At 67.8% G+C, this 25,938-nt stretch carries 22 protein-coding genes; 14 read left to right on the forward strand and 8 right to left on the reverse strand.

The genetic code is table 11. From position 1 onward, the window contains the following. Window positions 1-245: 245 nt before the first annotated feature. From ROV95_RS04005 to ROV95_RS04020, 4 genes are all read left to right on the forward strand, one after another. Window positions 246-881: an SCP2 sterol-binding domain-containing protein gene (locus ROV95_RS04005; protein WP_021203737.1), complete on the forward strand. Its 636-nt coding sequence runs from the start codon at window positions 246-248 to the stop codon at window positions 879-881. Then, on the forward strand, window positions 878-2,533 hold the full coding sequence (gene ubiB / locus ROV95_RS04010; protein ID WP_058979718.1) for a ubiquinone biosynthesis regulatory protein kinase UbiB: 1,656 nt from the start codon (window positions 878-880) through the stop codon (window positions 2,531-2,533). Before ROV95_RS04005 ends, ubiB begins: the two co-directional genes overlap by 4 nt. 5 nt (window positions 2,534-2,538) lie before the next feature. Next, window positions 2,539-3,117, forward strand: a complete 579-nt coding sequence (locus ROV95_RS04015) for an O-methyltransferase (RefSeq protein WP_312543157.1) — start codon at window positions 2,539-2,541, stop codon at window positions 3,115-3,117. 155 nt (window positions 3,118-3,272) lie between these two features. Further along, a complete protein-coding gene (locus ROV95_RS04020) occupies window positions 3,273-4,016 on the forward strand; it encodes a pseudouridine synthase (protein WP_207049543.1) in 744 nt (247 codons plus the stop codon). A 70-nt stretch (window positions 4,017-4,086) separates the two neighbouring features. On the opposite strand, the gene ROV95_RS04025 is transcribed toward ROV95_RS04020, so the two are convergent. Continuing rightward, window positions 4,087-4,614, reverse strand: coding sequence for a DUF2059 domain-containing protein (locus ROV95_RS04025; RefSeq protein WP_019661887.1), 528 nt, complete (start codon window positions 4,612-4,614; stop codon window positions 4,087-4,089). A gap of 133 nt (window positions 4,615-4,747) precedes the next feature. On the opposite strand from ROV95_RS04025, the gene arfB reads away from it, so the two are divergent. The 3 genes from arfB (at window position 4,748) to dcp (ending at window position 8,054) form a co-directional block, all read left to right on the forward strand. Beyond that, a complete protein-coding gene (arfB, locus tag ROV95_RS04030) occupies window positions 4,748-5,179 on the forward strand; it encodes an alternative ribosome rescue aminoacyl-tRNA hydrolase ArfB (protein ID WP_005420755.1) in 432 nt (143 codons plus the stop codon). A 4-nt stretch (window positions 5,180-5,183) separates the two neighbouring features. Then, window positions 5,184-5,786: a lysophospholipid acyltransferase family protein gene (locus tag ROV95_RS04035; RefSeq protein WP_010487088.1), complete on the forward strand. Its 603-nt coding sequence runs from the start codon at window positions 5,184-5,186 to the stop codon at window positions 5,784-5,786. A 111-nt stretch (window positions 5,787-5,897) separates the two neighbouring features. Then, window positions 5,898-8,054: a peptidyl-dipeptidase Dcp gene (dcp, locus tag ROV95_RS04040; RefSeq protein WP_019661886.1), complete on the forward strand. Its 2,157-nt coding sequence runs from the start codon at window positions 5,898-5,900 to the stop codon at window positions 8,052-8,054. A 117-nt stretch (window positions 8,055-8,171) separates the two neighbouring features. Here the strand turns inward: dcp and ROV95_RS04045 are convergent, their stop codons facing one another. Together ROV95_RS04045 and ROV95_RS04050 are read right to left on the reverse strand one after the other, a co-directional pair. Continuing rightward, entirely contained in the window at window positions 8,172-8,618 is a 447-nt protein-coding gene (locus ROV95_RS04045; protein ID WP_004153636.1) for a 3-dehydroquinate dehydratase, read from the reverse strand. Window positions 8,619-8,621: 3 nt separating this feature from the next. Then, window positions 8,622-9,023, reverse strand: coding sequence for a hypothetical protein (locus ROV95_RS04050; protein WP_021203742.1), 402 nt, complete (start codon window positions 9,021-9,023; stop codon window positions 8,622-8,624). A 257-nt stretch (window positions 9,024-9,280) separates the two neighbouring features. On the opposite strand from ROV95_RS04050, the gene lepB reads away from it, so the two are divergent. Both lepB and ROV95_RS04060 read left to right on the forward strand, forming a co-directional pair. Next, entirely contained in the window at window positions 9,281-9,907 is a 627-nt protein-coding gene (gene lepB / locus ROV95_RS04055; protein ID WP_312543160.1) for a signal peptidase I, read from the forward strand. Window positions 9,908-10,031: 124 nt separating this feature from the next. Then, entirely contained in the window at window positions 10,032-11,288 is a 1,257-nt protein-coding gene (locus tag ROV95_RS04060) for an MFS transporter (protein ID WP_188250590.1), read from the forward strand. Between the two features lie 128 nt (window positions 11,289-11,416). Here ROV95_RS04060 and ROV95_RS04065 read toward each other — a convergent pair whose 3' ends face one another. Further along, window positions 11,417-12,334, reverse strand: coding sequence for a LysR family transcriptional regulator (locus tag ROV95_RS04065; protein WP_164145245.1), 918 nt, complete (start codon window positions 12,332-12,334; stop codon window positions 11,417-11,419). Between the two features lie 305 nt (window positions 12,335-12,639). After that, window positions 12,640-13,608, reverse strand: a complete 969-nt coding sequence (locus ROV95_RS04070) for a LysR family transcriptional regulator (RefSeq protein ID WP_019661881.1) — start codon at window positions 13,606-13,608, stop codon at window positions 12,640-12,642. 110 nt (window positions 13,609-13,718) lie between these two features. On the opposite strand from ROV95_RS04070, the gene aceB reads away from it, so the two are divergent. From aceB to ROV95_RS04090, 4 genes are all read left to right on the forward strand, one after another. Next, window positions 13,719-15,341 carry a malate synthase A gene (gene aceB, locus ROV95_RS04075; protein ID WP_021203746.1) on the forward strand — a complete coding sequence of 541 codons (1,623 nt, stop codon included), beginning with the start codon at window positions 13,719-13,721 and terminating at the stop codon, window positions 15,339-15,341. A 64-nt stretch (window positions 15,342-15,405) separates the two neighbouring features. Continuing rightward, on the forward strand, window positions 15,406-16,707 hold the full coding sequence (gene aceA / locus ROV95_RS04080) for an isocitrate lyase (RefSeq protein WP_019661879.1): 1,302 nt from the start codon (window positions 15,406-15,408) through the stop codon (window positions 16,705-16,707). 418 nt (window positions 16,708-17,125) lie between these two features. Continuing rightward, on the forward strand, window positions 17,126-18,166 hold the full coding sequence (locus ROV95_RS04085; protein WP_019661878.1) for a GGDEF domain-containing protein: 1,041 nt from the start codon (window positions 17,126-17,128) through the stop codon (window positions 18,164-18,166). A gap of 13 nt (window positions 18,167-18,179) precedes the next feature. After that, a complete protein-coding gene (locus ROV95_RS04090) occupies window positions 18,180-20,672 on the forward strand; it encodes a putative peptide modification system cyclase (protein WP_312543165.1) in 2,493 nt (830 codons plus the stop codon). A 7-nt stretch (window positions 20,673-20,679) separates the two neighbouring features. Here the strand turns inward: ROV95_RS04090 and ROV95_RS04095 are convergent, their stop codons facing one another. Next, a complete protein-coding gene (locus ROV95_RS04095) occupies window positions 20,680-20,976 on the reverse strand; it encodes an NHLP-related RiPP peptide (RefSeq protein ID WP_058979735.1) in 297 nt (98 codons plus the stop codon). Between the two features lie 138 nt (window positions 20,977-21,114). Here ROV95_RS04095 and ROV95_RS04100 point away from each other — a divergent pair, with 138 nt between their 5' ends. After that, complete coding sequence (locus tag ROV95_RS04100) at window positions 21,115-22,281, forward strand: putative peptide maturation dehydrogenase (protein ID WP_312543168.1); 1,167 nt, start codon at window positions 21,115-21,117, stop codon at window positions 22,279-22,281. Between the two features lie 19 nt (window positions 22,282-22,300). Here the strand turns inward: ROV95_RS04100 and ROV95_RS04105 are convergent, their stop codons facing one another. After that, window positions 22,301-24,283, reverse strand: coding sequence for an acetyl/propionyl/methylcrotonyl-CoA carboxylase subunit alpha (locus ROV95_RS04105; RefSeq protein ID WP_312543170.1), 1,983 nt, complete (start codon window positions 24,281-24,283; stop codon window positions 22,301-22,303). Between the two features lie 41 nt (window positions 24,284-24,324). Further along, on the reverse strand, window positions 24,325-25,935 hold the full coding sequence (locus ROV95_RS04110; RefSeq protein ID WP_111101760.1) for a carboxyl transferase domain-containing protein: 1,611 nt from the start codon (window positions 25,933-25,935) through the stop codon (window positions 24,325-24,327). Between the last annotated feature and the right edge of the window lie 3 nt (window positions 25,936-25,938).

The raw sequence follows: 25,938 nt of genomic DNA on the forward strand, positions 1-25,938 counted from the left end.
ACAGAACGCCGTCCCGACAGATCGCAGCAAGCTGTCGAAGGCGGGGTGGGTCCGGTTGCGGGGGCGTGAGCGCCATGGATGGCGCGACCGAGCTTACATGGACGTACTTGCAGCGTCCCCCGCAACCGGACCCACCCCGCCATCCCACGGATAGCCAGCTTTTGATGTTGCCCTGGCTGTTGCATCTGCGGGTGCCGGGCGGCAGCCCGGCCCAAGCCCCCCACCCACGCAGGTAGAATGCGCCCATGGCTCCTTCCCTGCTCAAGTCCCTCAAGCCGGTCGCTGGCCGCGCCCTGCAGATCGCCCTGAACCGCGCCCTGGCGCTGGATCCGGATACCCGCCATGCCCTGGCCAGCCTCGACGGCCGCCACATCGACCTGACCCTGGAAGCGCCGTCGCTGGCGATGCGCATCAGCGTCGACGGCGACCAGCTGCGGGTCGGTCCGGTGGACGCGCAGGAAGCCGACCTGGCCGTGCGCAGCAGCCTGGCCGGCGTGCTGGCGCAGCTGCCGCTGCTGGCCAACGCGCGGCGCGGTGACAGCAACGGCAAGGGTCGCGTGCGCGTGGCCGGCGATGCCGAACTGGCGCGACGCCTGCAGCAGCTGGCCAAGGGCTTCGACCCGGACTGGCAGCAGCCCTTCGTCAGCGTATTCGGCGAGGTACTGGGCGTGCAGGTTGCCAACACCCTGCGCAACGGCCTGCAGCACGCGCGCCAGGGCGCGATCGATCTGGCCCACAGCGCCGCCGAGTTCATCACCGAGGAATCGCGCGATGTGGTGCCGCGTGCCGAGCTGGACGCCTTCCACGATGACGTGGACGTGCTGCGCGATGACGTCGAGCGTCTGGGTGCTCGCGTGCAGCGCCTGCGGGGTGCCGCATGAAGGCCGTGCTGCGGGCCAGCCGCATCGGCCGGGTGATCCTGCGTTACCGCCTCGACGACCTGCTGCAGGGCACACCGGCCGAGCGCTGGTTGCGCCTGGCCAAGCCGTTCGTGCCGCGGGCCTCGGCCGACATCGCCGCACAGTCGCGCGGTGCACGCCTGCGCCTGGCGCTGCAGGACCTCGGCCCGATCTTCGTCAAGTTCGGCCAGATCCTGTCCACCCGCCGCGATCTGGTGCCACCGGACGTGGCCAATGAACTGACCCTGCTGCAGGACCGGGTCAAGCCGTTCGATGGCGAGACCGCGCGCCGCATCGTCGAGGACGCGCTCGGCCTGCCGGTCAGTGCGGCCTTCGCCAGCTTCGACACCGAACCGCTGGCCTCGGCCTCGATCGCACAGGTGCACGCGGCGACGCTGGCCGATGGCCGCCAGGTGGTGGTCAAGGTACTTCGCCCGGGCATCGAGAAGCAGATCGACGCCGACATCGCCCTGCTCAATTCGCTGGCCGCGCTGGTCGAGCGCACCCACCCGCGCGCCGACAAAATCCGGCCGCGCGAAGTGGTGGCCGAGGTCGAGAACACCCTGGCCGCCGAGCTGGACCTGCAGCGCGAAGGCGCCAATGCCAGCGTGCTGCGCCGCTTCTGGGAAAACAGCGACGACCTGTACGTGCCGGAAGTGATCTGGAGCCATACCGCCGAGCGCGCACTGACCTTGGAGCGCGTGTGGGGCATTCCGTCCGACGACATCGCCGCGCTGGACAAGGCCGGCATCGACCGCAAGGCTCTGGCCGCCAAGGGCGTGCGGGTGTTCTACACCCAGGTGTTCCGCGACAACTTCTTCCATGCCGATGCGCATGCCGGCAACATCTGGGTCGACACCGATCCGGCGCGTCGCGCCAACCCGCGCTTCATCGCGCTGGACTTCGGCATCATGGGCCAGCTCTCGCAGGAAGATCAGTACTACCTGGCCGAGAACTTCATGGCCATCTTCAACCGTGACTACCGCCGCATTGCCGAACTGCACGTGCAGGCGCGCTGGATGCCGGACCACGTACGCATCGACGATCTGGAAGCGGCGGTGCGATCGGTCTGCGAACCTTACTTCACCCGGCCGCTGTCGCAGATCTCGCTGGCCGAAGTGCTGATGAAGCTGTTCCGCGTGGCGCAGCGTTACCAGCTGACCCTGCAGCCCCAGCTGATCCTGCTGCAGAAGACCCTGCTGAACATCGAAGGCGTCGGCCGCCAGCTGGACCCGCAGATCGACATCTGGGCGGTGGCCAAGCCGGTGCTGGCGAAGATCCTGCGCGAGCGCTACAGCCCGCGCCGGGTGGTACGCGAGATCGGCAAGCGCCTGCCGGAAATCATGACCCATGCCCCGGACATGCCACGTCTGGTACACGCCTGGCTGACCCAGCAGGTGGAAGGCCGCCATGAACTGTCGATGCGCTCGCGCGACCTGGCCGCTCTGGACGCCAGCGTGCAGCGCCTGCAGAAGCGCGCGGTGGGGGCGATCACTGGCGTGGGCCTGCTGGCCATTGCCGCGCTCATGTACGTGCTGCAGCCGCCGGGCTGGTACTGGGGCGACCTGCCAATGTGGAGCTGGTTGTCCGGTGCGCTGGGCGCAGTGGCGCTGGCGCGCGCGTGGTGGAAGTAGGTCCCATGCTGCAAGCGCTCAAGGACGAACTGGCACGCTTCGGCGCCGACAACGACGCCCGCGAGAGCGCGCGTGGCCGCCGCATGCTCAACATCACGCCGGACACGGGTGAATTCCTGTCCGTGCTGGTCCGCTTCGGCGCCGCGCGCAGGGTGCTGGAGATCGGCACCTCCAACGGCTATTCGACGCTGTGGCTGGCCGAGGCTGCCGCCGCCATCGACGGCCACGTGATCACGCTGGAATACGCACAGGACAAGGCGGCGATGGCGCGTGACACCTTCGCGCGCAGTGGCCTGGCCGATCGCATCACGCTGGTTCACGACGATGCAGGGCCGTGGCTGGCACAGGCCGTCGATGCCAGCATTGACCTGCTGTTCCTCGATTCGGACCGCGGGCAGTACGCCGGCTGGTGGCCGCAGCTGCGCCGCGTGCTGCGGCCGGGGGGCCTGCTGGTGGTGGACAACGCCACCTCGCATGCGCAGGAAATGGAACCGCTGCGCGTGCTGCTGTACGCTGATCCGGACTTCAGCGTCAGCCTGGTGCCGGTTGGCAACGGCGAGCTGCTGGCCGTACGCAGCGCCTGACTGCAGCGTTGCCCGCGCCTGATCCGGCAGGGCCGGCCGCGCCTGATCTGGTAGTGCCGGCCGCTGGCCGGCAACCCCAGCAGCCAGACGACCCTGAGGCAGCCGGCCAGCGGCCGGCTCTACCCCATTCAGTGCCCAGCCCCGATAATCCCGCGGTGAGCACCGAACCCGATACCCTCGCCGCGGTCGAGACCGACACCGCGCCCCTGCAGTTGCTGCACCTGGATGAGCGCCTGGCCGTGGTCAACAAGCCTGCCGGGCTGATGGTCCACGACAGCAAGCTGGCCCGTGGCGAAGACGACTTCCTGGCCGACCGCCTGCGCGAGCAGCTGGGGCGGCCGATCTTCCTCGTGCACCGCCTGGACCGGGCCACCAGTGGCTGCCTGCTGCTGGCCTTCGACCGCGAGACCGCCAGCGCGCTGGGCAAGGCGTTGATGGGCGGCGAAGTGTTGAAGGACTACCTGACGGTCTGCCGGGGATGGCCGGCGGAACTGTCCTGGCGGGTGGACCATGATCTGGATGGCGGCCCGGGCAAGCCGGTGAAGAAGCCGGCGATCACCGACTTCCAGCGCCTGGCGACGGGCGAGCTGTCGGTGCCGGTCGGTGAGTTCACCCGTTCGCGTTATGCACTGCTGCGCTGCCAGCCACAGACGGGGCGCTTCCGGCAGATCCGCCGGCACCTCAAGCACCTCTCGCACCACATGATTGGCGACACCAGTCATGGCGATGGCCGCCACAACCGCATCTTCCGCATGCAGGGCGTGCACCGCATGCTGCTGCACGCCGAGCGCCTGCGCTTCCCGCATCCGGACGGTAGCACGGTGGATGTGCGTGCGCCGCTGGACGGCGGGTTCCAGAAGGCGCTGGACCTGTTTGGCTGGCAGGTGGACGACGCCTGATGCTGCTGCCGTAAGCCGAGCGTGGGCTCGGCTCTACAGCCAGCGGCCGGGCGTGGCCCGGCGCACCCCGTTATTTCTTTTCCGGCTCGTTGACGATGGCTTCCAGATCCTTCTGCAGATCCGCGAACAGCGGCTGCATGCGCGCCTGGATGGCCACCATCACGTTCTGCATCAGCGCCGGGGTCTTGTCCAGCAGGCTCTGGCCGGCCGAACTCTCGTAGAACTCGGCCATCGCCAGCACGTCTTCCTTGCTGAACGTCTTCTTGTACAGGTCCACGTACATCGGCCGCAGCTGCTGCCACGACAGGGCCTGGCGCAGCGTCTGGCTGGTGCGTGCCTGGATCCGCTTCAGCTGTTCCTGCTGCTGGGCATTGAGCTGGCGCTGTGCGGCCACCTGCTGGAACTGCTGCTGCTGCATCGCCTCGATCTGCGGCAGCATGGTGTCGATCATGCTCTGCGCACGCGAGGCCGACAGCAGGCGGTTGATGTCGCCGTCTGTCGGTGGCGCGGCCAGGGCCGGAACGCTGGCCACGGCCAGCGCCAGCAGCAGGGCGGCGCGGCGCAGCAGGGACGGCAGGGCGGGTGTGGTGCGGGTCATGCGGGCTTCCTGCGGTACATGGGACGGCCAGCATACCCGCAGCCAAGGCGAAGGCGGCGTGTTCGGTACCTGATCGGCGGCATACGGCGCGCGATGCCGCACTCTGGCACGTGGCTGCCGCTACAATGCGCGGATGGGCAGTGGACCGGTCACCATCAGCGCGCAGCTTGAAATCCCCGACGGCGAGATCGTCGAGCGGTTCGTGCGTGCCAGCGGTGCCGGTGGCCAGAACGTCAACAAGGTCTCCACCGCGGTGGAACTACGTTTCGACGTGGCCAACTCGCCTTCGTTGCCCGAACCGTTGCGCGCACGCCTGCTGGCGCGGCGTGACCGGCGCATGACCGGCGAAGGCGTGCTGGTCATCGATGCGCAACGTTTCCGGACCCAGGATCGCAATCGCGAGGATGCGCGCGAGCGGCTGGCGGCCTTCATCCAGGCCGGGCTGAGCGTGCCCAAGCCGCGCAAGGCCACCAAGCCGACCCTCGGGTCGAAACTGCGTCGTCTGGACGCCAAACGCGGGCGCGCGCAGATCAAGCGCGGTCGCTCATCACGTGACTGGGAGTGATTGCTTGAACAACCCGACTTCGTTGCTGCCGGCCGTGCCGCCGCAGATGCCGCAGGTCAAACCCAACGCCTTCCTGCGCTGGCTGGCGCGCTGCACCCTGCGCATGGGCGGCTGGAAGGTGACCGGCACCCTGCCTGACATCCCCAGGCTGGTCTTCATCATCGCCCCGCATTCGTCCAACTGGGATGGGCTGTGGGGCATGGCGGCCAAGATCGCGCTGGGCATGAAGGTGAAGGTACTGGGCAAGGCGTCGCTGTTCTGGTGGCCGCTGGGCCCGCTGCTGCACAGGCTGGGCGTGATCCCGCTCGATCGCAGCTCGCCGCAGGGCACCGTCGGACAGGCCGTGGACCTGCTGCGCAACAACGAGAAGATGTGGTTCGCCATCACCCCCGAGGGCACCCGCAAGGCGGTGAAGGACTGGAAGGCCGGTTTCCTGAAGATCGCCCGGATGGCTGACGTGCCGATCCTTGCCGCGTACTTCCACTACCCGGAAAAGACCATCGGTATCGGCCCGCTGTTCACGCCCAGTGGTGATGACGCTGCCGACATGGCCGCGATCCGCGAGTTCTACCGGCCCTGGATCGGCAAGACCCGCGGTACGGTCTGAGCCTGCCGCAGGCCGCTGCATAGACGCCACGTCCGGCACATGCCGGGCGAGCGCGACAGGAGTAGGGTGGAGGGCTGGTATCCCGTACCGTCTGCCCAAGGAGTGTTTTACATGTCGCGTACCGTAGTCCTGGCCGCCGCCATCAGCCTGGCGTTGGCGGCCTGTTCCGGCAAGGAGTCCACCCCCGTGTCCGATGCCCAGAAGACCCCGGCCCAGCAGCCGGCCGAAGCCTCCACCAACCCTCTGCTGAGTGCGAGCACGCTGCCGTTCCAGGCGCCGCCGTTCGACAAGATCAAGGACAGCGACTACCTGCCGGCGTTCGAAGAGGGGATGCGCCAGCACCTGGCCGACGTGCGCAAGATCGCCGACAGCAGCGAGCCGGCCACCTTCGACAACACCATCGTGGCAATGGAGCGCAGCGGCGAGACGCTGAACCGCGTCTCGCGCATCTTCTTCGGCCTGGTCCAGGCCGATACCAACGATGCACGACAGAAGATCCAGGAAGAAGTGGCGCCAAAGCTGGCTGCCCACCAGGACGAGATCAATCTCGATCCGAAGCTGTTCGCGCGCGTGAAGTCGATCTATGACCAGCGCGACACGCTGGAATTGGATCCGGTGCAGAAGCGCCTGGTCGAGCACTACTACGACGGCCTGGTGCGCGCCGGTGCGCAGCTGTCCGACGCTGACAAGGCGACCCTGCGCAAGCTCAACGTGGAAGAGACCACCCTCTCCACCCAGTTCCATACCCGCCTGGTGGCCGCCACCGCCGCTGCGGCCGTCGTCGTCGACGACAAGGCCAAGCTGGCCGGCCTGGACGAGGATGCGATCAACAACGCCGCGGCCGCCGCCAAGGAACGCAAGCTGGACGGCAAGTTCCTGCTGCCGCTGCAGAACACCACCCAGCAGCCGGTGCTCGGCTCGCTGAGCGATCGCGACCAGCGCGCCGCCGTGCTGAAGGCCTCGGAGACCCGCGCCGAGCGCGGTGATGCCAACGACACCCGGCAGACCGTGCAGCGCCTGGCCCAGCTGCGTGCGCAGAAGGCCAAGCTGCTCGGCTTCGAGACCTTCGCCGACTACCAGCTGGGCGACCAGATGGCCAAGACCCCGGCTGCGGCACTCAAGCTGCTGACCGACACCGTGCCGGCCGCCACCGCCAAGGCGCGCGCCGAAGCCGGCGAGATCCAGAAGGTGATCGACGCGCAGAAGGGTGGTTTCCAGGTCGCCGCTTCGGACTGGGACTTCTACGCCGAGCAGGTGCGCAAGGCCAAGTACGATCTGGACGAATCGCAGATCAAGCCGTACTTCGAACTGGACAATGTGCTGCAGAACGGCGTCTTCTACGCCGCCACCCAGCTGTACGGCATCACCTTCAAGCCGCGTACCGACATTCCGACCTACAACCCGGACATGAAGGTGTACGAAGTGTTCGACAAGGACGGCACCTCGCTGGCGCTGTTCTACACCGACTACTTCAAGCGTGACAGCAAGTCCGGCGGCGCCTGGATGGACGTGTTCGTCGAACAGGACGGCCTGACCGGTGCCAAGCCGGTGGTCTACAACGTCTGCAACTTCACCAAGCCGGCCGCCGGCCAGCCTGCGCTGATCAGCTTCGACGACGTCACCACCATGTTCCATGAGTTCGGCCATGCGCTGCACGGCATGTTCTCGAACGTGAAGTACCCGTCGATTGCCGGCACCGCCACCTCGCGTGATTTCGTCGAGTTCCCGTCGCAGTTCAACGAGCACTGGGCGCTGGATCCGAAGGTGTTCGCCAACTACGCCAAGCACTACAAGACCGGCGAGGCGATGCCGCAGGAACTGGTCGACAAGATCCTCAAGGCGCGCAGCTTCAACCAGGGCTATGCGACCACCGAGTACCTGTCTGCCGCGCTGCTGGACCTGGCCTGGCACACCCAGAAGGCCGACGCGCCGCTGCAGGATGTCGGCGCCTTTGAAGCCAGCGCGCTGAAGAAGTTCAAGGTCGACCTGCCGCAGGTGCCGCCGCGCTACCGCACCACCTACTTCGACCACATCTGGGGTGGCGGTTACTCGGCCGGCTACTACGCCTACTTCTGGGCCGAAGTGCTCGACCATGACGCCTACCAGTGGTTCACCGAGCACGGTGGGCTGACGGCGGCCAACGGCCAGGAGTTCCGCGACAAGATCCTCTCGCGCGGCAACAGCGTGGAGCTGTCGACCCTGTACCGCGATTTCCGCGGCAAGGACCCGTCGGTGGAACCTTTGCTGAAGTTCCGCGGGCTGAAGTGAGAAATCGAAAACGGCGGGGGAAACCCCGCCGTTTTTCTTTGTGTAGAGCCGAGCCCATGCTCGGCTGGCTTTTTCTGGAGACGCAGCCGAGCATGGGCTCGGCTCTACACAAGCGGATCACGTCCCCACGTGCACCCGGTTGGCCTGCTCGGCCAACCCGAGGTGATCGAGCGCGATATCCAACGCCAGCACATAGCTCTGCGCGCCATAGCCGGCGGCGATGCCCAAGCGCTGGCCGACACCGGCCGGCAGGCAGGGCTCGGCCACCGCGCCGTCGTCGTGGACCTCCACGTAGGCATTGTGCAGGTAGGGCAGCAGGCGCTGCAGGCGCAGGCTGTTGGCGCACGCACCCGGGTCAAGCAGTGTCACTTCGCCACGGCTGTGATCGGCCACGCGCAGTGCGTCCAGCAGTTCCTGTTCCGAGCCACAGGCACGGATCGCCACGCTGGTGCCGGCATCGATCGCGCGATGCACCAGCGACTTCAGGACCGGCGCCGGCAGTGGCATTGCCGTGCGGATCAAGGCGCCGGCGGCTTCCGGGCCGCGGATGATGAAGATCGACATGGCTCAGCCCTCCTGCGCCAGGCGACGGCCGACGATGGCCAGCGACAGCGGATAGCCGGCCTGCTGGCTGCGCTGGTCGACCACTACCGCGGCGGGGCCGTGCTGCAGGCGCAGCCGCGCATCCAGGCCGGGCTCGCTGGGCGACTGCAGCTCGATGTACTGCGCCGGCAGCCGTTCCAGCGCCGCCTGCAGTGCGCCACCCTCGGCCTGCCATTGCGCCTCGTCGGCCACGCCGACATCCAGCAGCACCCAGTCGGCCGAACGCGCCTGCGGCTGGCACAGGCACTGGCGCACTTCGGACAGGCTGGCGCAGTCGCTGCACAGCACGCGATGGCCGGCCAACTGTGCCGGCAGTTGGGGACGCGGTGCCGACGAAGAGGCGTGGCGGATCACCAGGAGGGTCATACAACACCTTGCGGAATGCGCCCTGCGGCGCGGTGGGCACACGATGCACGTGCTGGCCGTAAAGGTGCGATGCCCGTGGCCGTGTGCGCGCGTAAAACCTGCGTAACCCTTCCTGTAGAGCCGAGCCTACGCTCGGCTGGCGTGCACCGACACTCGAAGAGCAGCCGAGCGCGGGCTCGGCTCTACAACAAGCCGGCGCGGGAACCTCTCCCGCCCGAGTGTGGTCTGATGCAGCGACCACCCACCCGGAGCCTGTCATGGATGCTGTTGCCCGCCCTCCCTTTTCCGAACGCGCGCTGGCCTGGCTGAAGAAGGAGGCGCTACCGTTGCTGGTGATGCTCGGCCTGCTCGCCGCCGCCCGCGATACCCTGGCCAACCACTACGTGGTGCCCAGCGGCTCGATGCAGCCGACCCTGCAGCCCGGCGACCGGGTGATGGTGGACATGCGTGCCTATGGGCTGCGCCTGCCGTTTACCGGCAAGGAACTGATGGCGACCGGCACCCCGCAGCGCGGCGAGGTGGCGGTGTTCGATTCGCCGGCCGACGGCACCCGCCTGATCAAGCGGGTGGCCGCGGTGGCCGGTGACCATGTACAGCTGCACGAAGGGCACCTGAGCATCAACGGCCAGCCGCTGCAGACCGCCGACCTGCAGGACGTGGAAGCCTTCGGCGAGCGCCGAGCCCGCCTCGATCTGGGTATGGGGGGCGGTCCTGACATCGCTGACCTGGTGGTGCCGGCGGGCAAGGTGCTGGTGCTGGGTGACCACCGTGGCAACAGCTTCGACGGCCGCTTCTTCGGTTTCGTCGATGCAGACAGGATCTACGGCCGCGCGGTGGCGGTGTACTACCGCCGCGGTGACGGTTTCGAGTGGCAACGCCTGTAAGCTGAATTGATACTTCCTATATATCAATCCTGATCTATCAGGTTATGGATCGACTGGATCGACGGGCCTAGTCTGAGGCCCGTTCCCTCCCACGCCCGGCCGTCCCCACCGGCCCTTCGATTCCATGACTGGCGAAACTGCGGCGGCCGTTGAAGGCCGTCCCTCCACTCTCGATACCGGCACCGACACCCGCATCCAGCAGGGCACCCCGGCCTTCCGCCGCACCGCGTTGGCACTGTTCCTGGCCGGCTTCTCCACCTTCGGCCTGCTGTACACCGTGCAGCCGCTGCTGCCCGAGTTCAGCCGCCACTTCGGCGTGTCGGCCGCAGGCAGCGCGATGTCGTTGTCGCTGACCACCGGCACGCTGGCGGTGGCGATGCTGTTGGCCGGCCTGCTGTCCGATGCGGTCGGCCGTCGCCCGTTGATGATCGTTGCGCTGTTGGCGTCGGCCATGCTGTCGCTGAGCACGGCGCTGGTGGACGACTGGACCACGCTGCTGGTGCTGCGCACCCTGCTTGGCCTGGCGCTGAGCGGCGTGCCGGCAGTGGCGATGACCTACCTGGTCGAGGAAATGGACAGCCGCGCGCTGGGCCTGGCGATGGGCCTGTACATCGGCGGCAACGCCATCGGTGGCATGAGCGGGCGCCTGCTGGCCGGCATCATCGCCGATCACTGGGGCTGGCGCTGGGGCATCGGCGTGGTCTCGATCATCGCCATCGCCAGTACCGTGCTGCTGTGGCTGCAGCTGCCGCCGTCGCGCCATTTCCATCCCCGCCGCGATGGCCTGCGCGAGTTGCCGTCGCGCTGGCGCCTGCTGTTCGCCGACCCGGGCCTGCCGTGGCTGTTCGCCACCTCGTTCGTGCTGATGGGCGTGTTCGTCACCCTCTACAACTACCTGGGCTATCACCTGCTGGCGCCGCCGTACCACCTCAGCCAGACCGTGGTCGGGCTGATCTTCAGCGTGTACCTGGTGGGCACCTTCAGTTCGGCGTGGATGGGCCAGCAGGCTACGCGGTACGGGCGCGGCCGCATCCTGTCGATCTCGTTCGCGCTGATCGGCGCCGGCATCGCGCTGCTGGCGATGCCGTGGCTGAGCACGATGGCACTGGGCATCGCGCTGGTCACGTTCGGCTTCTTCGGTGGCCACTCGGTGGCCAGCAGCTGGGTCGGCAGCCGTGCCGGTACGATGCGCGCGGAAGCGTCGGCGCTGTACCTGTTCGCCTACTACCTGGGCTCCAGCGTGCTGGGCGGGGTCGGCGGCCTGGCCTACGCGGCCTGGGACTGGTGGGGCGTGTGTGCGTTCGCCGCGGTGCTGACCCTGATCGGTGGTGGCATCGTCTGGGCGCTGCAGCACCGCGCCCCGCAGCCGGTGACCGCGTGACCCAACGCACGGTAGTGCCGGCCGCTGGCCGGCAACCACGGTGTAGCGGCTTTGCCGAGGTAGAGTCGACTGTCAGTCGACTGCTCTTCCATCAGATCGCGAAAACCCGCGCTGCGCGCGATAGTCGACTAACAGTCGACTCTACCGGCGAACGCCCCGCGCAGCAGCCCGGCGAAGTTTCGGATCAGCGGCGTCACCCGTTCGCGATGCCACGCCAGCTGCACTTCCGAATGCGCGCCAGCATCGGCCAACGCCACGAAGCGCGATCCTTCCACCCGGATGTGATCGCACGACGACGGCAGGATCGCCGCACCCAGGCCCGCAGCGGCCAGGCTGATCAACGTCGATGCTTCACCGGCTTCCTGCACGATGCGCGGCGTGAAGCCCGCCGCCGCACACAACGCGATCATGTGGTCGTGGATGCCCGCGCCCGCGCTGCGCCGGAATGCCACGAACGGCTCCTGCGCGAAGTCGCGCAACGACACCGTGCCCTGCTTCGACAGCCTGCGCAGGGCAGGGTGGTCGGCATGCACGATCAGCGCCAGCGGATCGACGAACAGGCTGTGTGCCACCAGTTCCGGCGGCAACGCACGCTTGCGGATGATGCCCACGTCCAGTGAACCATCGAGCAGCGCGTCGATCTGCTGCAGCGTATTCATCTCGCTCAGCTGTAGCCGCACCTGCGGATACTGCTGGCGGTAATGCAGGATCGAACGCGGGATCTGTGGCGACAGCGGCGTGGCCCGGGTCAGGCCGATATGCAGTTCACCCTGCTCGCCGCGCTGCGCACGCTGCACCTCGTCCACCGCGGTTTCCACCTGCTGCACGATCGCGCGCGCGCGCTCCTGCAGCCGCTCCCCAGCAGGCGTCAGCTGCACGCGGCGATGGCTTCGCACGAACAGGCGCGCGCCGATCAGTTCCTCCAGCTGCCGGATCTGCTGGCTGAGCGGCGGCTGTGACATGCCCAGGCGCTCGGCCGCCTGGCCGAAGTGCAGCGTATCGGCAACAGCGAGGAAGTAGCGCAGGTGGCGCAGTTCGATGGACATGGGGCCAGTTTATTCATCGTCAGCCGGAAATGAATCAGAGATGGGATCCGATCCCGTGCCGACCAACGGTCGGCACCCACCAACAGCAGCTGGCACCAACAGCAGCGACCAACTGTCGAAGGCGGGGTGGGGCCGGTTGCGGGGGTGTGAGCGGCATGGATGCCGCGACCAAGCCCCGGGGCTCACTTCATGGACGGGTTTACGGCGTCCCCCGCAACCGGACTCACCCCGCAATCCCACGGATAGCCGGCTTTTGCTGTTGCTTCGGCTTCGGCGGGTGCAGGGCGCAGCCTGCCGAACACCCCTCACCGCTCCGAATGCCCGCTCTGGTCGTAATCGCGCGGACTGAACAACTCCGGCTGGATCAGCTCGATGAACGCCCGCGCCTGCGCCGACAGTGCCTTGCCGCGGCGCACGATCACCCCGTAACTGCGCTCGGGGAACCAGCGCTTCATCGACCGCGCCGCCAGCCGCTCGCGGTCGGCTTCGTGCAGGCACAGCGCCGGCACGATGGAAATGCCCATGCCCATCGCCACGTACTGCTTGATCACTTCCCATCCACCCACTTCCAGCGCCACGGTGTAGGCAATGCGGTGGCGCTGGAATACCTGGTCGACCAGACGGTAGGTGATCTGCCGCTTTGGCGGCAGTACCAGCGGATAGCGCGCGATGTCGGCCAGCTCCAGCTCGCCGCCGCTGGCCAGCGGATGGTCGTGCGGCGCGATCAGCACCTGTTCGAAGCGGTAGGCCGGGGCGTAGGTCAGGTCGGCCGGCACATCGGTCATCGAACCGATAGCCAGGTCGGCGGCATCCTCGCGCAGCAGGTCGGTGCCGTCGGCGCTGATCGCGTTGTGCAGGGTCAGGCGCACATCCGGATGGTGCAGGCGGAAGCGTTCGACGATCTTCGGCAGCAGGTACAGGATGGTCGAGCTGTTGGCGGCGATGTTCAGCTCGCCCGCGTCCAGGCCGCGTACCTTGTCGCGGAAGCGCGCCTCCAGCCCGTCCAGGCTCTCCACCAGCGGCTGCGCCATCTCGTACAGCAGTTGGCCCTCGCGGCTGGGCACCAGGCGCCGCCCGCTGCGTTCGAACAATGGCACCCCCAGCTCCCGTTCCAGGGCCTGCAACTGCAGGCTGATCGCCGGCTGGCTGACGAAAAGTGCCTCAGCCGCCCGTGAGACCGAACCCAGGCGCACCGTCTGGCAGAACGCACGCAACGGCTTCAGCCGGTCGGATTTGTAGGAAAAACGCGGACTTGGCGGGGTGCGTGTGCTCATCGTGTCACGAGTATTAGCACAACTTATGTAGAACATTGCAAAAACTGTTTTGCCAAATACTCAGGCCCGGCGGCACCGTGGAGCCGTTTCCCCACCGCTGGAGTTGCCCCATGTCCGCCGTCGCTTCCGCTGTTCCCACCCCCGCCGCGAAGGCTACCCCCGGCATCGCCCTGGCGACCCGCGTGGCCGGCCAGGACACCCTGCTGCCGGCGCCGCTGCTGGCCCTGCTGGTGTCGCTGCACCGTGCGGTGGAACCGGGCCGGCAGGCGAGGCTGCAGGCCCGCCGTGAACGCCAGGCATTCTTCGACCAGGGCGGCCTGCCGGACTTCCGCGAGGACACCGCCGCCATCCGCAGCGGCGACTGGCGCGTGGCCCCGCTGCCGGCCGCGTTGCAGGACCGCCGCGTCGAGATTACCGGCCCGACCGACCCGAAGATGGTCATCAACGCGCTGAACTCCGGCGCCAAGGTGTTCATGGCCGACTTCGAGGATTCGACCTCGCCGACCTGGCGCAACCTGCTGGCCGGCCAGCAGTCGCTGGCGGCGGCGGTGCGCGGCGATCTGGAATACACCGCCCCCAATGGCAAGCACTACACGCTGCGCCCGTACGACGAGCAGGCGGTGCTGATCGTGCGCCCGCGTGGCTGGCACCTGGATGAAAAGCACGTGCGCATCGACGGCCAGTTCCTTGCCGGTGGCCTGTTCGACGCAGCGGTGTTCGCCTTCCACAACGCCCGCACCCTGCAGGCGAAGGATCGTGGCCCGTACTTTTACCTGCCCAAGCTGCAGAGCATGGAAGAGGCGGCGCTGTGGGAGACCGCGCTCTCGCATATCGAGGGCATGCTCGGGCTGCCGCACGGCCAGATCAAGGTGACCGTGCTGATCGAAACGCTGCCGGCGGTGTTCGAGATGGACGAGATCCTGCACGCGCTGCGTGATCGCATCGTCGGCCTGAACTGCGGGCGCTGGGACTACATCTTCTCGTACCTGAAGACCTTCCGCCGCCACGCCGACCGCGTGCTGCCCGAGCGCGGCCAGGTGACCATGACCCAGCCGTTCCTGAAGGCCTATTCGGAACTGCTGATCCAGACCTGCCACCGCCGCGGTGCGCATGCGATGGGTGGCATGGCCGCGCAGATCCCGATCAACAACGATGCCGCCGCCAACGAACAGGCGATGGCCCGGGTGCGCGCCGACAAGCTGCGCGAAGTCACCGCCGGCCATGACGGCACCTGGGTTGCGCACCCGGCGCTGATTCCGGTGGCGATGGCGATCTTCGACGAACACATGCCCGGTGCGAACCAGCACAGCGTGCTGCGCCAGGATGTGCGCGTCGGCCGCGACGAACTGATCGCACGGCCGCCGGGCACCGTCACCCGCGCCGGCTTCGAGGGCAACGTGGAAGTCTGCGTGCGCTATCTGGCGGCGTGGCTGGATGGCAACGGCTGCGTGCCGATCCATCACCTGATGGAGGACGCGGCCACCGCCGAGATCAGCCGCAGCCAGCTGTGGCAGTGGCTGCATACGCCGGGCCAGCAGCTGGACGATGGCACTGCGATCGATCTGGCGCTGCTGGATTCCACCCTCTCGCAGCTGCCGGCACGGCTGGGCGATACCGCCGTACTGCCCGGTGGTGCGCGCATCGGCGAGGCCATCGCCCTGCTCGGCGAACTGAGCCGCAGTGACGAACTGACCGATTTCCTGACCCTGCCGGCCTACGCGCGCATCGATTGACCGACTGCCGGCCCTCCTGCCGTTTCCCTCCCCGCTGCACGCACGAACCGAACTGGAGAAAGACATGAGCAAGCTGCCCACTGCCGAACAGATCCAGCACGACTGGGACACCAACCCGCGCTGGGAAGGCATCCAGCGCAACTACAGCGCCGCCGACGTGGTGCGCCTGCGCGGCACCGTCCACATCGAGCACTCGCTGGCCCGCCTGGGTGCGGAGAAGCTGTGGGCGTCGCTGCATGAGCGCGAGTTCGTCAACGCGCTGGGTGCATTGACCGGCAACCAGGCCATGCAGCAGGTCAAGGCGGGCCTGAAGGCGATCTACCTGTCCGGTTGGCAGGTGGCGGCCGACGCCAACCTGGCTGGGCAGATGTATCCGGACCAGTCGCTGTACCCGGCCGATTCGGTGCCGGCGGTGGTCAAGCGCATCAACAACACCCTGCTGCGTGCCGATCAGCTGCATCATGCCGAAGGCAAGGACGACATCGACTTCCTGCAGCCGATCGTGGCCGATGCCGAGGCCGGTTTCGGCGGCGTGCTCAACGCCTTCGAACTGATGAAGGCGATGATCGAGGCCGGTGCGGCCGGCGTGCACTTCGAAGACCAGCTGGCCTCGGTGAAGAAGTGCGGGCACATGGGCGGCAAGGTGCTGGTGCCGACCCGCGAGGCCATCGAGAAGCTCAACGCCGCGCGCCTGGCTGCCGACGTGCTGGGCGTGCCGACCCTGCTGGTGGCGCGCACCGATGCCGAAGCGGCTGATCTGTTGACCAGCGACATCGACGGCAACGACAAGCCGTTCACCACCGGCGAGCGCACCGTGGAAGGCTTCTACAAGACCCGCAATGGCCTGGACCAGGCGATCAGCCGCGGCCTGGCCTACGCGCCCTATGCCGATCTGGTGTGGTGCGAGACCGGCAAGCCGGACCTGGAGTTCGCCCGCAAGTTCGCCGAGGCGATCCACGCGAAGTTCCCGGGCAAGCTGCTGGCCTACAACTGCTCGCCCAGCTTCAACTGGAAGAAGAACCTGGACGACGCCACCATTGCCAAGTTCCAGCGCGAACTGGGTAGCTACGGCTACAAGTTCCAGTTCATCACCCTGGCCGGTTTCCACGCGCTGAACTACGGCATGTTCAACCTGGCCCACGGCTATGCACGCCGCCAGATGAGCGCCTTCGTGGAGCTGCAGGAAGCCGAGTTCGAAGCGGCCGAGCGCGGTTTCACGGCGGTCAAGCACCAGCGTGAAGTCGGTACCGGCTACTTTGATGCGGTGACCCAGGCGATCCAGCAGGGGCAGTCGTCGACCACCGCGCTGACCGGCTCCACCGAGGAAGAGCAGTTCCATGGCGGGCGCAGCGAACGCGCGGCGTGATGCGGTAGTGCCGGCCGCTGGTCGGCAACCCATCGGTGTTTCCGAAGCCCATGCAGTTGCCGGCCAGCGGCCGGCACTACCGGGCACCGGGTGATCAGGGTGGCCAGGGAAGGGCCAGACAACGCCGGCCGGTCGGGGGACCTGCCGGCGTTGTTGTATCGGTGCAAGGGCGCGGCGGCCGGCAGGCAGCGTCAATCAGGCGCACCCCCTTGGCCGCAACTTGGCCGAAATCCTGTGAAACCCGGCATCGGATTGATCCAGCAGGGGTTTTGCCCGGACATGGGTGACCAGAACGGGCCACCACCGATCTTCACATCACACAAGAGCGCCCTGAGGCTCAAAATGAGATAGGGCGCACACTTTAAAGCGGTGCTATGCTCCGCGGCTCACCAGGGGACGCTGGCGGCGGGTGCAGGGAATGACCGGCAGGGGTGCGGCCGAGAACAGTGATATGACGACAGGTATCGCCCGGGTGGCGATGGCCGAGATCGTGCATGCGCTGTTGTCGGATGCCGAGGTGGCATTGTTTGCCAGATTCGCCCGCCCATGCAAGCTTCATGCCGGACAGTGGCTGTTCCAGCGGGGCCACCGCGGCGAGCGCATGTATGTGATCCTCGACGGCCAGATCGAACTGGACTTCGGCGAGGACCTGGTGATCAAGACACTCGGGCAGTATGAGTTCTTCGGCGAACTGGGCCTGCTGGTTGGCGACCACCTGCGCAGCGCCAGCGCGCGCGCGCTGGTCGATTGCGATGTCCTGGAGCTGGGGCCGGCCGATTTCCACCGCTTGGTCGAATCCGATCCGGGGCTGGTGGCGTACTTCCTGCGTCGCACGATCATGCGCGTGCTGACCAACGAACAGGCCCTGATCAGCCAGCTGCGGCGCCGCAACCACGATCTGGAAACCGCGCTGGACAACCTGTACATCACCACTCATCAGCTGACCCATACCCGCGAGCTGGTGCGCACCGATGAACTGACCGGGCTGCACAACCGCCGTGGCCTCACGTTGTACCTGCAGGAGTGCCGCGAGCGTGCCGAGGGGCTGCCGCAGGCGTTGCTGCTGATCGATTGTGACCGCTTCAAGCAGATCAACGACCGCCACGGCCACCAGGCCGGCGACCGCGTGCTGCAGAGCATGGGCAACATCCTGCGCTCGATGGCCGGCGAGCATGACCTGGCCTGCCGCCTTGGCGGTGATGAGTTCTGCCTCATCCTGCGCCGCGGCAACCACGAGATCGTGCAGCACGCGGCCGAGTTCATCCTCAGCGCGGTGCATGGCCTGCTCGAACGCAGCCCCGGTACGCCGCATGTCAGCCTGGTCAGCATCGGTGCGTGCCTGCTGGCGCCGGAGGCAGGCTGGAGCGAGTGGTACGCGCGCGCGGATCGCGCGCTGTACCAGGCCAAGCGCGATGGCGGCAACTGCCTGCGCTGGGCGAATGATCCGGACGGCCAATAGGGAGAGGCAGGCGATGGACGGCGACAACGGAACGTCAGCCCCGCATAGCCCACAGCTACGCGCCCTGCTGTTCACCGATCTGTGTGATTCGCTGCAACTGGTCGAGCGGATCGGCGATGTGGCGGCCGCCAGCCTGTTCCAGGAACACGACCGCCTGGTGCTGGTCCTGCAGCAGCGCTGGAACGGCCAGCTGATCGATCGCTCCGACGGCCTGTTCATGCTGTTCGAGCGGGCCATCGATGCTTTGGGCTTCGCCCTGGACTACCAGCGCGAACTGCACGCGCTGGGCCAGCAGCGGGCGATCGAACTGCGCGCGCGTGCAGGCCTGCATGTGGGTGACGTGCTGACCTGGGAGAACAGTGCCGAGGCGGTCCGGGCCGGCGCCAAGTCGATGGAAGTGGAAGGCCTGGCCAAGCCGATGGCAGCGCGCCTGATGACGCTGGCCCGCCCTGGCCAGATCCTGTTGTCGGCGGTGGCCGAATCGCTGACCCGTCGCGCCGCCGGCGCGCTGGGGGAACGGGGTGCGCGCCTGCTGTGGAAGTCGCACGGCCGTTGGCGCTTCAAGGGAATGCCGGTGGTGCAGGAAGTGATCGAAGTGGGTGAGATCGGTTCAGCGCCGTTGCGCATGCCACGCGCCACTGCCAAGGCACGCCGTGACCTGCCGCTGTGGCGGCAGCCGCTGGTGCTGGCCGCCGAGGGCCTGGTGCTGACGGTGGCCGTGCTGGGCGGCTGGTTGCTGCTGCGGTCGGAACCGGCGATCGCGTTCGCCGAGCGGGACTGGGTGGTGCTTGGCGATGTCGACAACCTCACCGGCGACCCGATTTTCGACGACTCGATGCGGCACGCGATCCGGATCGCGCTGGAGCAGTCGCGCTACGTGAACGTGCTGTCGGAGGGCAAGATCCGCGAAAGCCTGGAAATGGCGCGGCTCTCGGGCGATACCCGGCTCAGCCGCGATACCGCGGCCAACGTGGCGGTGCGGGAGGGCGCGCGCGCCGTGCTGCTGCCGACGGTGCGGCAGAAGATCGGTGGCTACGAGCTGGCCATTGATGTCGCCGCACCCGGCACCGGCCAGGTGATCCAGACGTTCACCGCCACCACGGATCGATCCGACCAGATGGTATTCGCGGTGGACGACGTGGTCGGGCGCCTGCGTCGCGGACTGGGCGAATCGGTGGCGAGCCTGGAACAGTCGTTGCCGCTGCCGCGGGCATCGACCCAGGACCTTCGCGCACTGCGAGCGTTCGCGCTGGCCGAGAATGCACTGGGCCAGCGTCGCTTCGAGGAGGCGCGCAACCTCTATCAGGCTGCAATCGATATTGATCCCGGTTTCGCCCTGGCCTACATGGGCGTGGCCAAACTGCATGCGCGCGTCGATGAAGGGCGGCGCGCACGCGAAGCCATGCAGCACGCGCTGGACCTGCAGGATCGGTTGCCGCCACGCGAGCGCCTGTACCTGAAGGCCTGGATGGCCGAACTGGAGCCTGGTGGCTGGGCGCTGGAGCACTGGCGCACGCTGGCCAAGGTCTATCCGGATTCGTTCGCCGGGCTGTCCAACACGTCCTGGTACCTGCTGCAGGCCAACCAGTTCAGCGAGGCCGAACCCTACGCGCGTGCGGCTGCGGTGCCGCAGGATCCGCTGCGCCTGTATCCGCTGATCCACCTGGTGCGGATACAGATCGCCGCCAACCAACCGCAGCTTGCGGCCGAGACACTGGCCCAGGCACAGGTCCTGCGCGGTCGTGATGATGCCGATGAGACCGGCGTGGACGTGCTGGTCGCGCAGGGCAAGTACGCCAAGGCCGCCCAACTGCTGCCGCAGATCCGTGCCAACGATGCCCTGCAGCAGCGCATGAAGCTGCGTGCGCAGCTGCTGCTGGCGGCCACGCAGCGCGATTGCGCGGCCATGCAGCAGGCGGTACGCGACGACGCGTCGGCGCCGGCGCTGGTCGACTTCCAGGTGCAGCAGCGGCTGCAGCACGCCAGCGTGGCAGCTCTGTGCCCGAGCGCGGACCGCGCCGAGTTGCAGGCCATCGCTGCGTTGCTGCATCCGTTGCTGGAGCAGCGCGATGATCCCATGCTGCATGCCCGCGGCCTGCAATGGCTGGCTCTGGTCCATCTGGCCCAGCGACAGGGCCAGTTCGAGCTGGCCAAACGCTGGCTGGACGAGCAGCGGCCGCTGCTGCGCAGCCTGCGCAGTCCGGTCGCCGATCGCTGGCTGCGCATTGTCAGCGCCGTGGATGAACTGCAGATGCAGCGGCCCGAAGCTGCCCGCGCCCTGATCGAGCCAATGCTCGATGGCAGCGAGCCGGTGCAGGCACACGTCGTGCTGCTGCTCGCGCTGCGCGCACAGGGCAATGAAGCTGCCGTACGCCGCGAGCAGGCCTGGCTGTCCCAGCATCGCGGCCAGGCCATTGCCGAGGTCACCGCCATGCAGGTCTGGCAACCACTGAATGTGCACGACGTGTCCACGTGGGCATCGCCGGCCGCGGCCGGCGCGCCCTGATGACGGGTCAGCCGTCGATGCGCTCGCCGACCTTGCCCGCTTCGAAGCAGAACACCACGGTCATCGCCGCCACCGACCCGGACAGGTGGGCCTGCAGGCTGTCACGCACCTGGCTCAGCTCCTCGACCGAAGCCAGGGTGCCGATCTTCATGCAGTCGCTTTCGCCGACCGCACCGTCCAGCCCGATCGAGGCCAGAGCCTTGGCCGGCGAGGTGGTGAAGTGGCTGCGGAAGTCATCGTTGCCGATCAGGTGGTCCAGCAGGGTGCTGGCGTCTGCGGCGGAAAGGCGGGGATAGGTGCTCATGGGGATCGTCCGTAGGCTGAAGTTCTCGTATCGGCCGCGACAGCCTGCCATTGAGGGCCGCGCTGCGTACGTCGCTAAAGTTGGCCGCGCTGCGGTCGTTGCTGCTATGCCGGTTGTGCGGCAGAAGGAAGGAATCCCATGCGCCTGCGCCGCTGCGCCAGCCTGATGTTCGAGCCCCGCGAGGCGATCACCCTCGACCTGCGCGCGATGCTGGCCGGCCACGCCGAGATGGACAGCCAGATCAGCTGGGTGGCCCTGGCCGCGCATCTGGACCAGCCACTGCCGGTGGACGCCGAGGAGCGCCAGCTGCTCGGCGAGCTCAGTGCGCACCGCTGGTGCGAACCGCCCGCCGATGCCTGCCCGGCCATGCTGGCCCGCCTGGTCGAGCAGGGCCTGCTGTTGACCGACCCACCGAGCGAGGTGGGGCACCAGCTGCGCGACGAGGCTTTGCGGCGCAGCCAGTGGTGGCCGCTGGCGGCGCTCGCCCATCGTCATGCGCGCTGGCAGGCCGTGGACAGCGTGGAGGACATGCGTCGGCAAGGGTTGGACACTGCTGCCGGCCTGCGCCAGCGCCTCGGGCCGCCACCGCCGGTGGTGCAGCCGATGCAGGGCGATTACCAGCCGCTGCCGCGCAGCGAAGAGGCGCCGTTCGACACACTGCTGGCGCGCCGCAGCACCTGCCGCAATTTCGATACCCAGCGCGCGCTGCCGCTGCCGTTGCTGGCCCAGGTGCTGCAGCGCACGCTGATGGCCCACGCGGTGCAGAAGGTCGAGCGCGATACCGAGTTCCTGAAGAAGAACGTGCCTTCCGGTGGCGGCCTGCATCCCACCGAAGGCTTCCTGCTGGTGCAGAACGTGGAAGGACTGGCACCGGGCCTGTACCACTACCACCCGGTGCAGCACGCCGTGCTGCCGCTGCCCTCGCCACCGCCGCAGGCACTGCCGGCGCTGGCGCGGCGGATGCTGTCCGGGCAGGCGTGGTTCGCCGATGCGCCGGCGCTGCTGGTGCTGGCGCCGCGCTATGACCGCTGCTTCTGGAAGTACCGCAACCACGCCAAGGCGCATCGTGCGGTGACGCTGGATGTCGGTCACATCTCGCAGCTGCTGTACCTGTGCGCCACCGAGCGCGGGCTGGCGGCGTTCGTGACGGCGGCCATCAACGATGCCGATGTTGATCGTGCCTTCGGCTTCGATGGCATCGGCCAGAGCGCGATGGCCATCTGTGGCCTGGGCTGGCGCAGTGCCACGCTGGACACGGCCGAATTCGATCCGGCCGGGCGGGTGGCGACGGGCGACGACCGCTGAGCGGTCGCCACCCCAGCGTTCACGCCGCCTCGAAGTCCACCAGTACCGCGCCGTCGCCGACCTGGTCGCCGGCCTTGGCGCGGTAGCCCTTCACCGTCCCGTCGGCCGGCGCCTGCAGGGTGTGCTCCATCTTCATCGCTTCCAGCACCACCAGCGGCGTGCCGCGCTTGACCTCGGTACCGGCGGCGACCAGCGTGGCGACGATCCTGCTCGGCATCGGTGCCAGCAGGCTGCCGGCATCGGCCACGGCGTGGTCCGATTCGCCCACCGGATCATGCAGGGTGAAACGATGCTGGCCGTCAGCACCGAACAGGTACAGCTGGTCTCCGTCACGCAGCAGCTGCAGTGCCCAGCGGCGCCCGCCCAGCTGCACCACCAGCCCGCGCATATCGGCTGTGCCGACCACCTGCACGGGTGCCGCGTCATCGCACTGCACACGCCAGCCATCGGCCTGCGCCCACACCTTCAGCGTGTGCCGGCGTTCGCCCTGCTGCAGCGGCAGCACGCGCGGCGCGGGCGCGCCAAGGCGCCAGCCGTCCTGTGACTGCCACGGCGAATGCGGATCGCGCGCATCGCTGGCTGCACCTGCAGTAGTGGCCACGGCGGCCACCGCCGCCAGCAGCCACAGCGCATCATCGCTGTCACCCACCCGGCTCAATGCCGCCTGCTCGCGCTCGATCAGCGCGGTATCCAGCTTGGCGTGGGTAAACGAATCGGTGTTCACCAGGCGGCGCAGGAAACCGGCATTGGTGGTCACGCCCACCACCTGGCAGTCGGCCAGTGCCTGGCTCATGCGGCGCAGCGCGGCGTCGCGGTCCACGTCCCAGACGATCAGCTTGGCAATCATGGGATCGTAGTACGGCGTGATGCTGTCGCCTTCCTCGACACCGGTATCCACGCGCACATGAGTCGACGGTGCCGGCAGGCGCAGGCGGCGCAGGATGCCGGTGGACGGCAGGAAGCCACGGTCGGCATCCTCGGCGTACAGGCGCGCCTCGATCGCATGGCCATGGATGGCCAGCTGGTCCTGGCGCAACGGCAGCGGCTGGCCCGAGGCCACGCGCAGCTGCCACTCCACCAGGTCGGTGCCGGTGATGTACTCGGTGACCGGGTGCTCGACCTGCAGGCGGGTGTTCATTTCCATGAAGTAGAAATCGCCGTCCGGGCCGGCGATGAACTCCACCGTGCCCGCACCTTCATAGCCCACCGCGCGCGCGGCATCGACCGCCGCCTTGCCCATCGCAGCACGACGTTCCGCGCTCATGCCCGGGGCCGGCGCTTCTTCCAGCACCTTCTGGTGGCGGCGCTGCACCGAGCAGTCGCGCTCGAACAGGTACACCGCGTCACCGTGGCTGTCGCCGAACACCTGGATCTCGATATGGCGCGGGCGCTCGACGTACTTCTCGACCAGCACGTGGTCATTGCCGAACGCCGAGGCCGCCTCGCGCTGGCAGCTGGCCAGCGCATCGACGAAGTCCTCGCTGCGCTCGACCTTGCGCATGCCCTTGCCACCGCCACCGGCGCTGGCCTTGATCAGCACCGGGTAACCGATGGCGTCGGCCTGTTCGCGCAGGAAGGACGGTTCCTGCTGGTCGCCGTGGTAGCCCGGAGTCAGCGGCACGCCGGCTTTCGCCATCAATGCCTTGGCCGCGCTCTTGTCGCCCATCGCGCGGATGGCGCTGGCCGGCGGCCCGATGAAGGTGATGCCGGCGGCGGCGCAGGCATCGGCGAAGTCGGCATTCTCTGACAGGAAGCCGTAACCGGGGTGGATCGCCTGCGCGCCGGTCAGGCGTGCGGCGTCGAGCAGGGCATCGCCGCGCAGGTAACTTTCACGTGCAGCGGCCGGACCGATGTGGATGGCTTCGTCGGCCAGGCGCACGTGGCGCGCGTTGCGGTCGGCATCGGAATATACCGCCACGGTGGCGATGCCGAGGCGGCGGCAGGTGGCGATGACGCGGCAGGCGATTTCGCCGCGATTGGCGATCAGGACTTTGGTGAACATGGCAACGGGCTTCATGGGAGCGTGCTCGGTCATGGCACGGGTTACATGCGGAACACGCCGAAGCGCGTCTGCTGCGGGGCGGCGTTGAGGCTGGCCGACAGCGCCAGGGCCAGTACCCGGCGGGTGTCGGCCGGATCGATCACGCCGTCGTCCCACAGGCGCGCGCTGGCGTAGTACGGGTGGCCCTGCTGCTCGAACTGCTCGCGGATCGGTGCCTTGAACGCGTCTTCCTCCGCCGCCGGCCACTGGCCGCCCTTGGCCTCGATGCCATCGCGCTTGACCGTGGCCAGCACGCTGGCGGCCTGCTCGCCGCCCATCACGCCGATGCGCGCGTTCGGCCACATCCACAGGAAGTTGGGCGAGTACGCACGGCCGCACATGCCGTAGTTGCCGGCACCGAACGAGCCGCCGATGACCACGGTGAACTTGGGAACCTTGGCGCAGGCCACCGCCATCACCAGCTTGGCGCCGTCCTTGGCGATGCCGCCCTGTTCGTACTTGCGGCCGACCATGAAGCCAGTGATGTTCTGCAGGAACACCAGCGGGATGTTGCGCTGGGTGCACAGCTCGATGAAGTGCGCGCCCTTCAGTGCCGACTCGGAGAACAGGATGCCGTTGTTGGCGATGATGCCGATCGGGTAGCCGTTCAGATGGGCGAAGCCGGTAACCAGTGTTGCGCCATAGCGCGGCTTGAACTCGTCAAAGCGCGAGCCATCGACCAGGCGTGCGATCACTTCGCGCACGTCGTAGGGCTTGCGCGTATCGGCGGGAATCACCCCATACAGTTCATGCGCCGGCAGCAGTGGTTCCTCGGAAGGCTGTACCGCCATCGCCGGTTCCGGCTTGCGCCAGTTCAGCTGGGCGATGATTGCGCGCACCCGTGCCAGCGCCTGCAGGTCGTTGTCGGCCATGTGGTCGGCCACGCCGGAGATGCGCGTGTGCACATCGGCACCGCCCAGTTCCTCGGCCGTCACCACTTCACCGGTGGCCGCCTTCACCAGCGGCGGGCCGCCGAGGAAGATCGTGCCCTGCTCGCGCACGATCACGGTCTCGTCGCTCATCGCCGGCACATAGGCACCACCGGCGGTGCAGCTGCCCATCACGCAGGCGATCTGCGGAATGCCCTGCGCCGACAGGTTGGCCTGGTTGTAGAAGATCCGGCCGAAATGATCGCGGTCGGGGAAGACTTCGTCCTGCAGTGGCAGGAACGCGCCACCGGAATCGACCAGGTAGATGCACGGCAGGTGGTTCTGTTCGGCGATCTCCTGCGCGCGCAGGTGCTTCTTCACCGTCATCGGGTAGTAGGTGCCGCCCTTGACCGTGGCATCGTTGGCCACGATCACGCATTCCACGCCGCTCACGCGGCCGATGCCGGCCACTACGCCAGCGGCCGGCACGGCGTCTTCGTACATGCCGTGAGCGGCCAGCGGCGCGATTTCCAGGAAGGCGCTGCCGGGGTCGAGCAGGGCGTCGATGCGGTCACGCACCAGCAGCTTGCCGCGCGCGGTGTGCTTGGCGCGTGCGGCTTCGCTGCCACCCAGCGCGGTGCGCGCGAGGGTGGCATGCAGGTCGTCGACCACGGCCTGCATCGCCGCGCGGTTGCTTTCAAACGTTTCGCTGCCCGGTTGCAGCTGGCTGTTCAGGACGGTCATCGC

The organism is Stenotrophomonas maltophilia group sp. msm1 (genome assembly GCF_032025805.1).
GTDB classification, from domain to species: Bacteria; Pseudomonadota; Gammaproteobacteria; order Xanthomonadales; family Xanthomonadaceae; genus Stenotrophomonas; species Stenotrophomonas hibiscicola.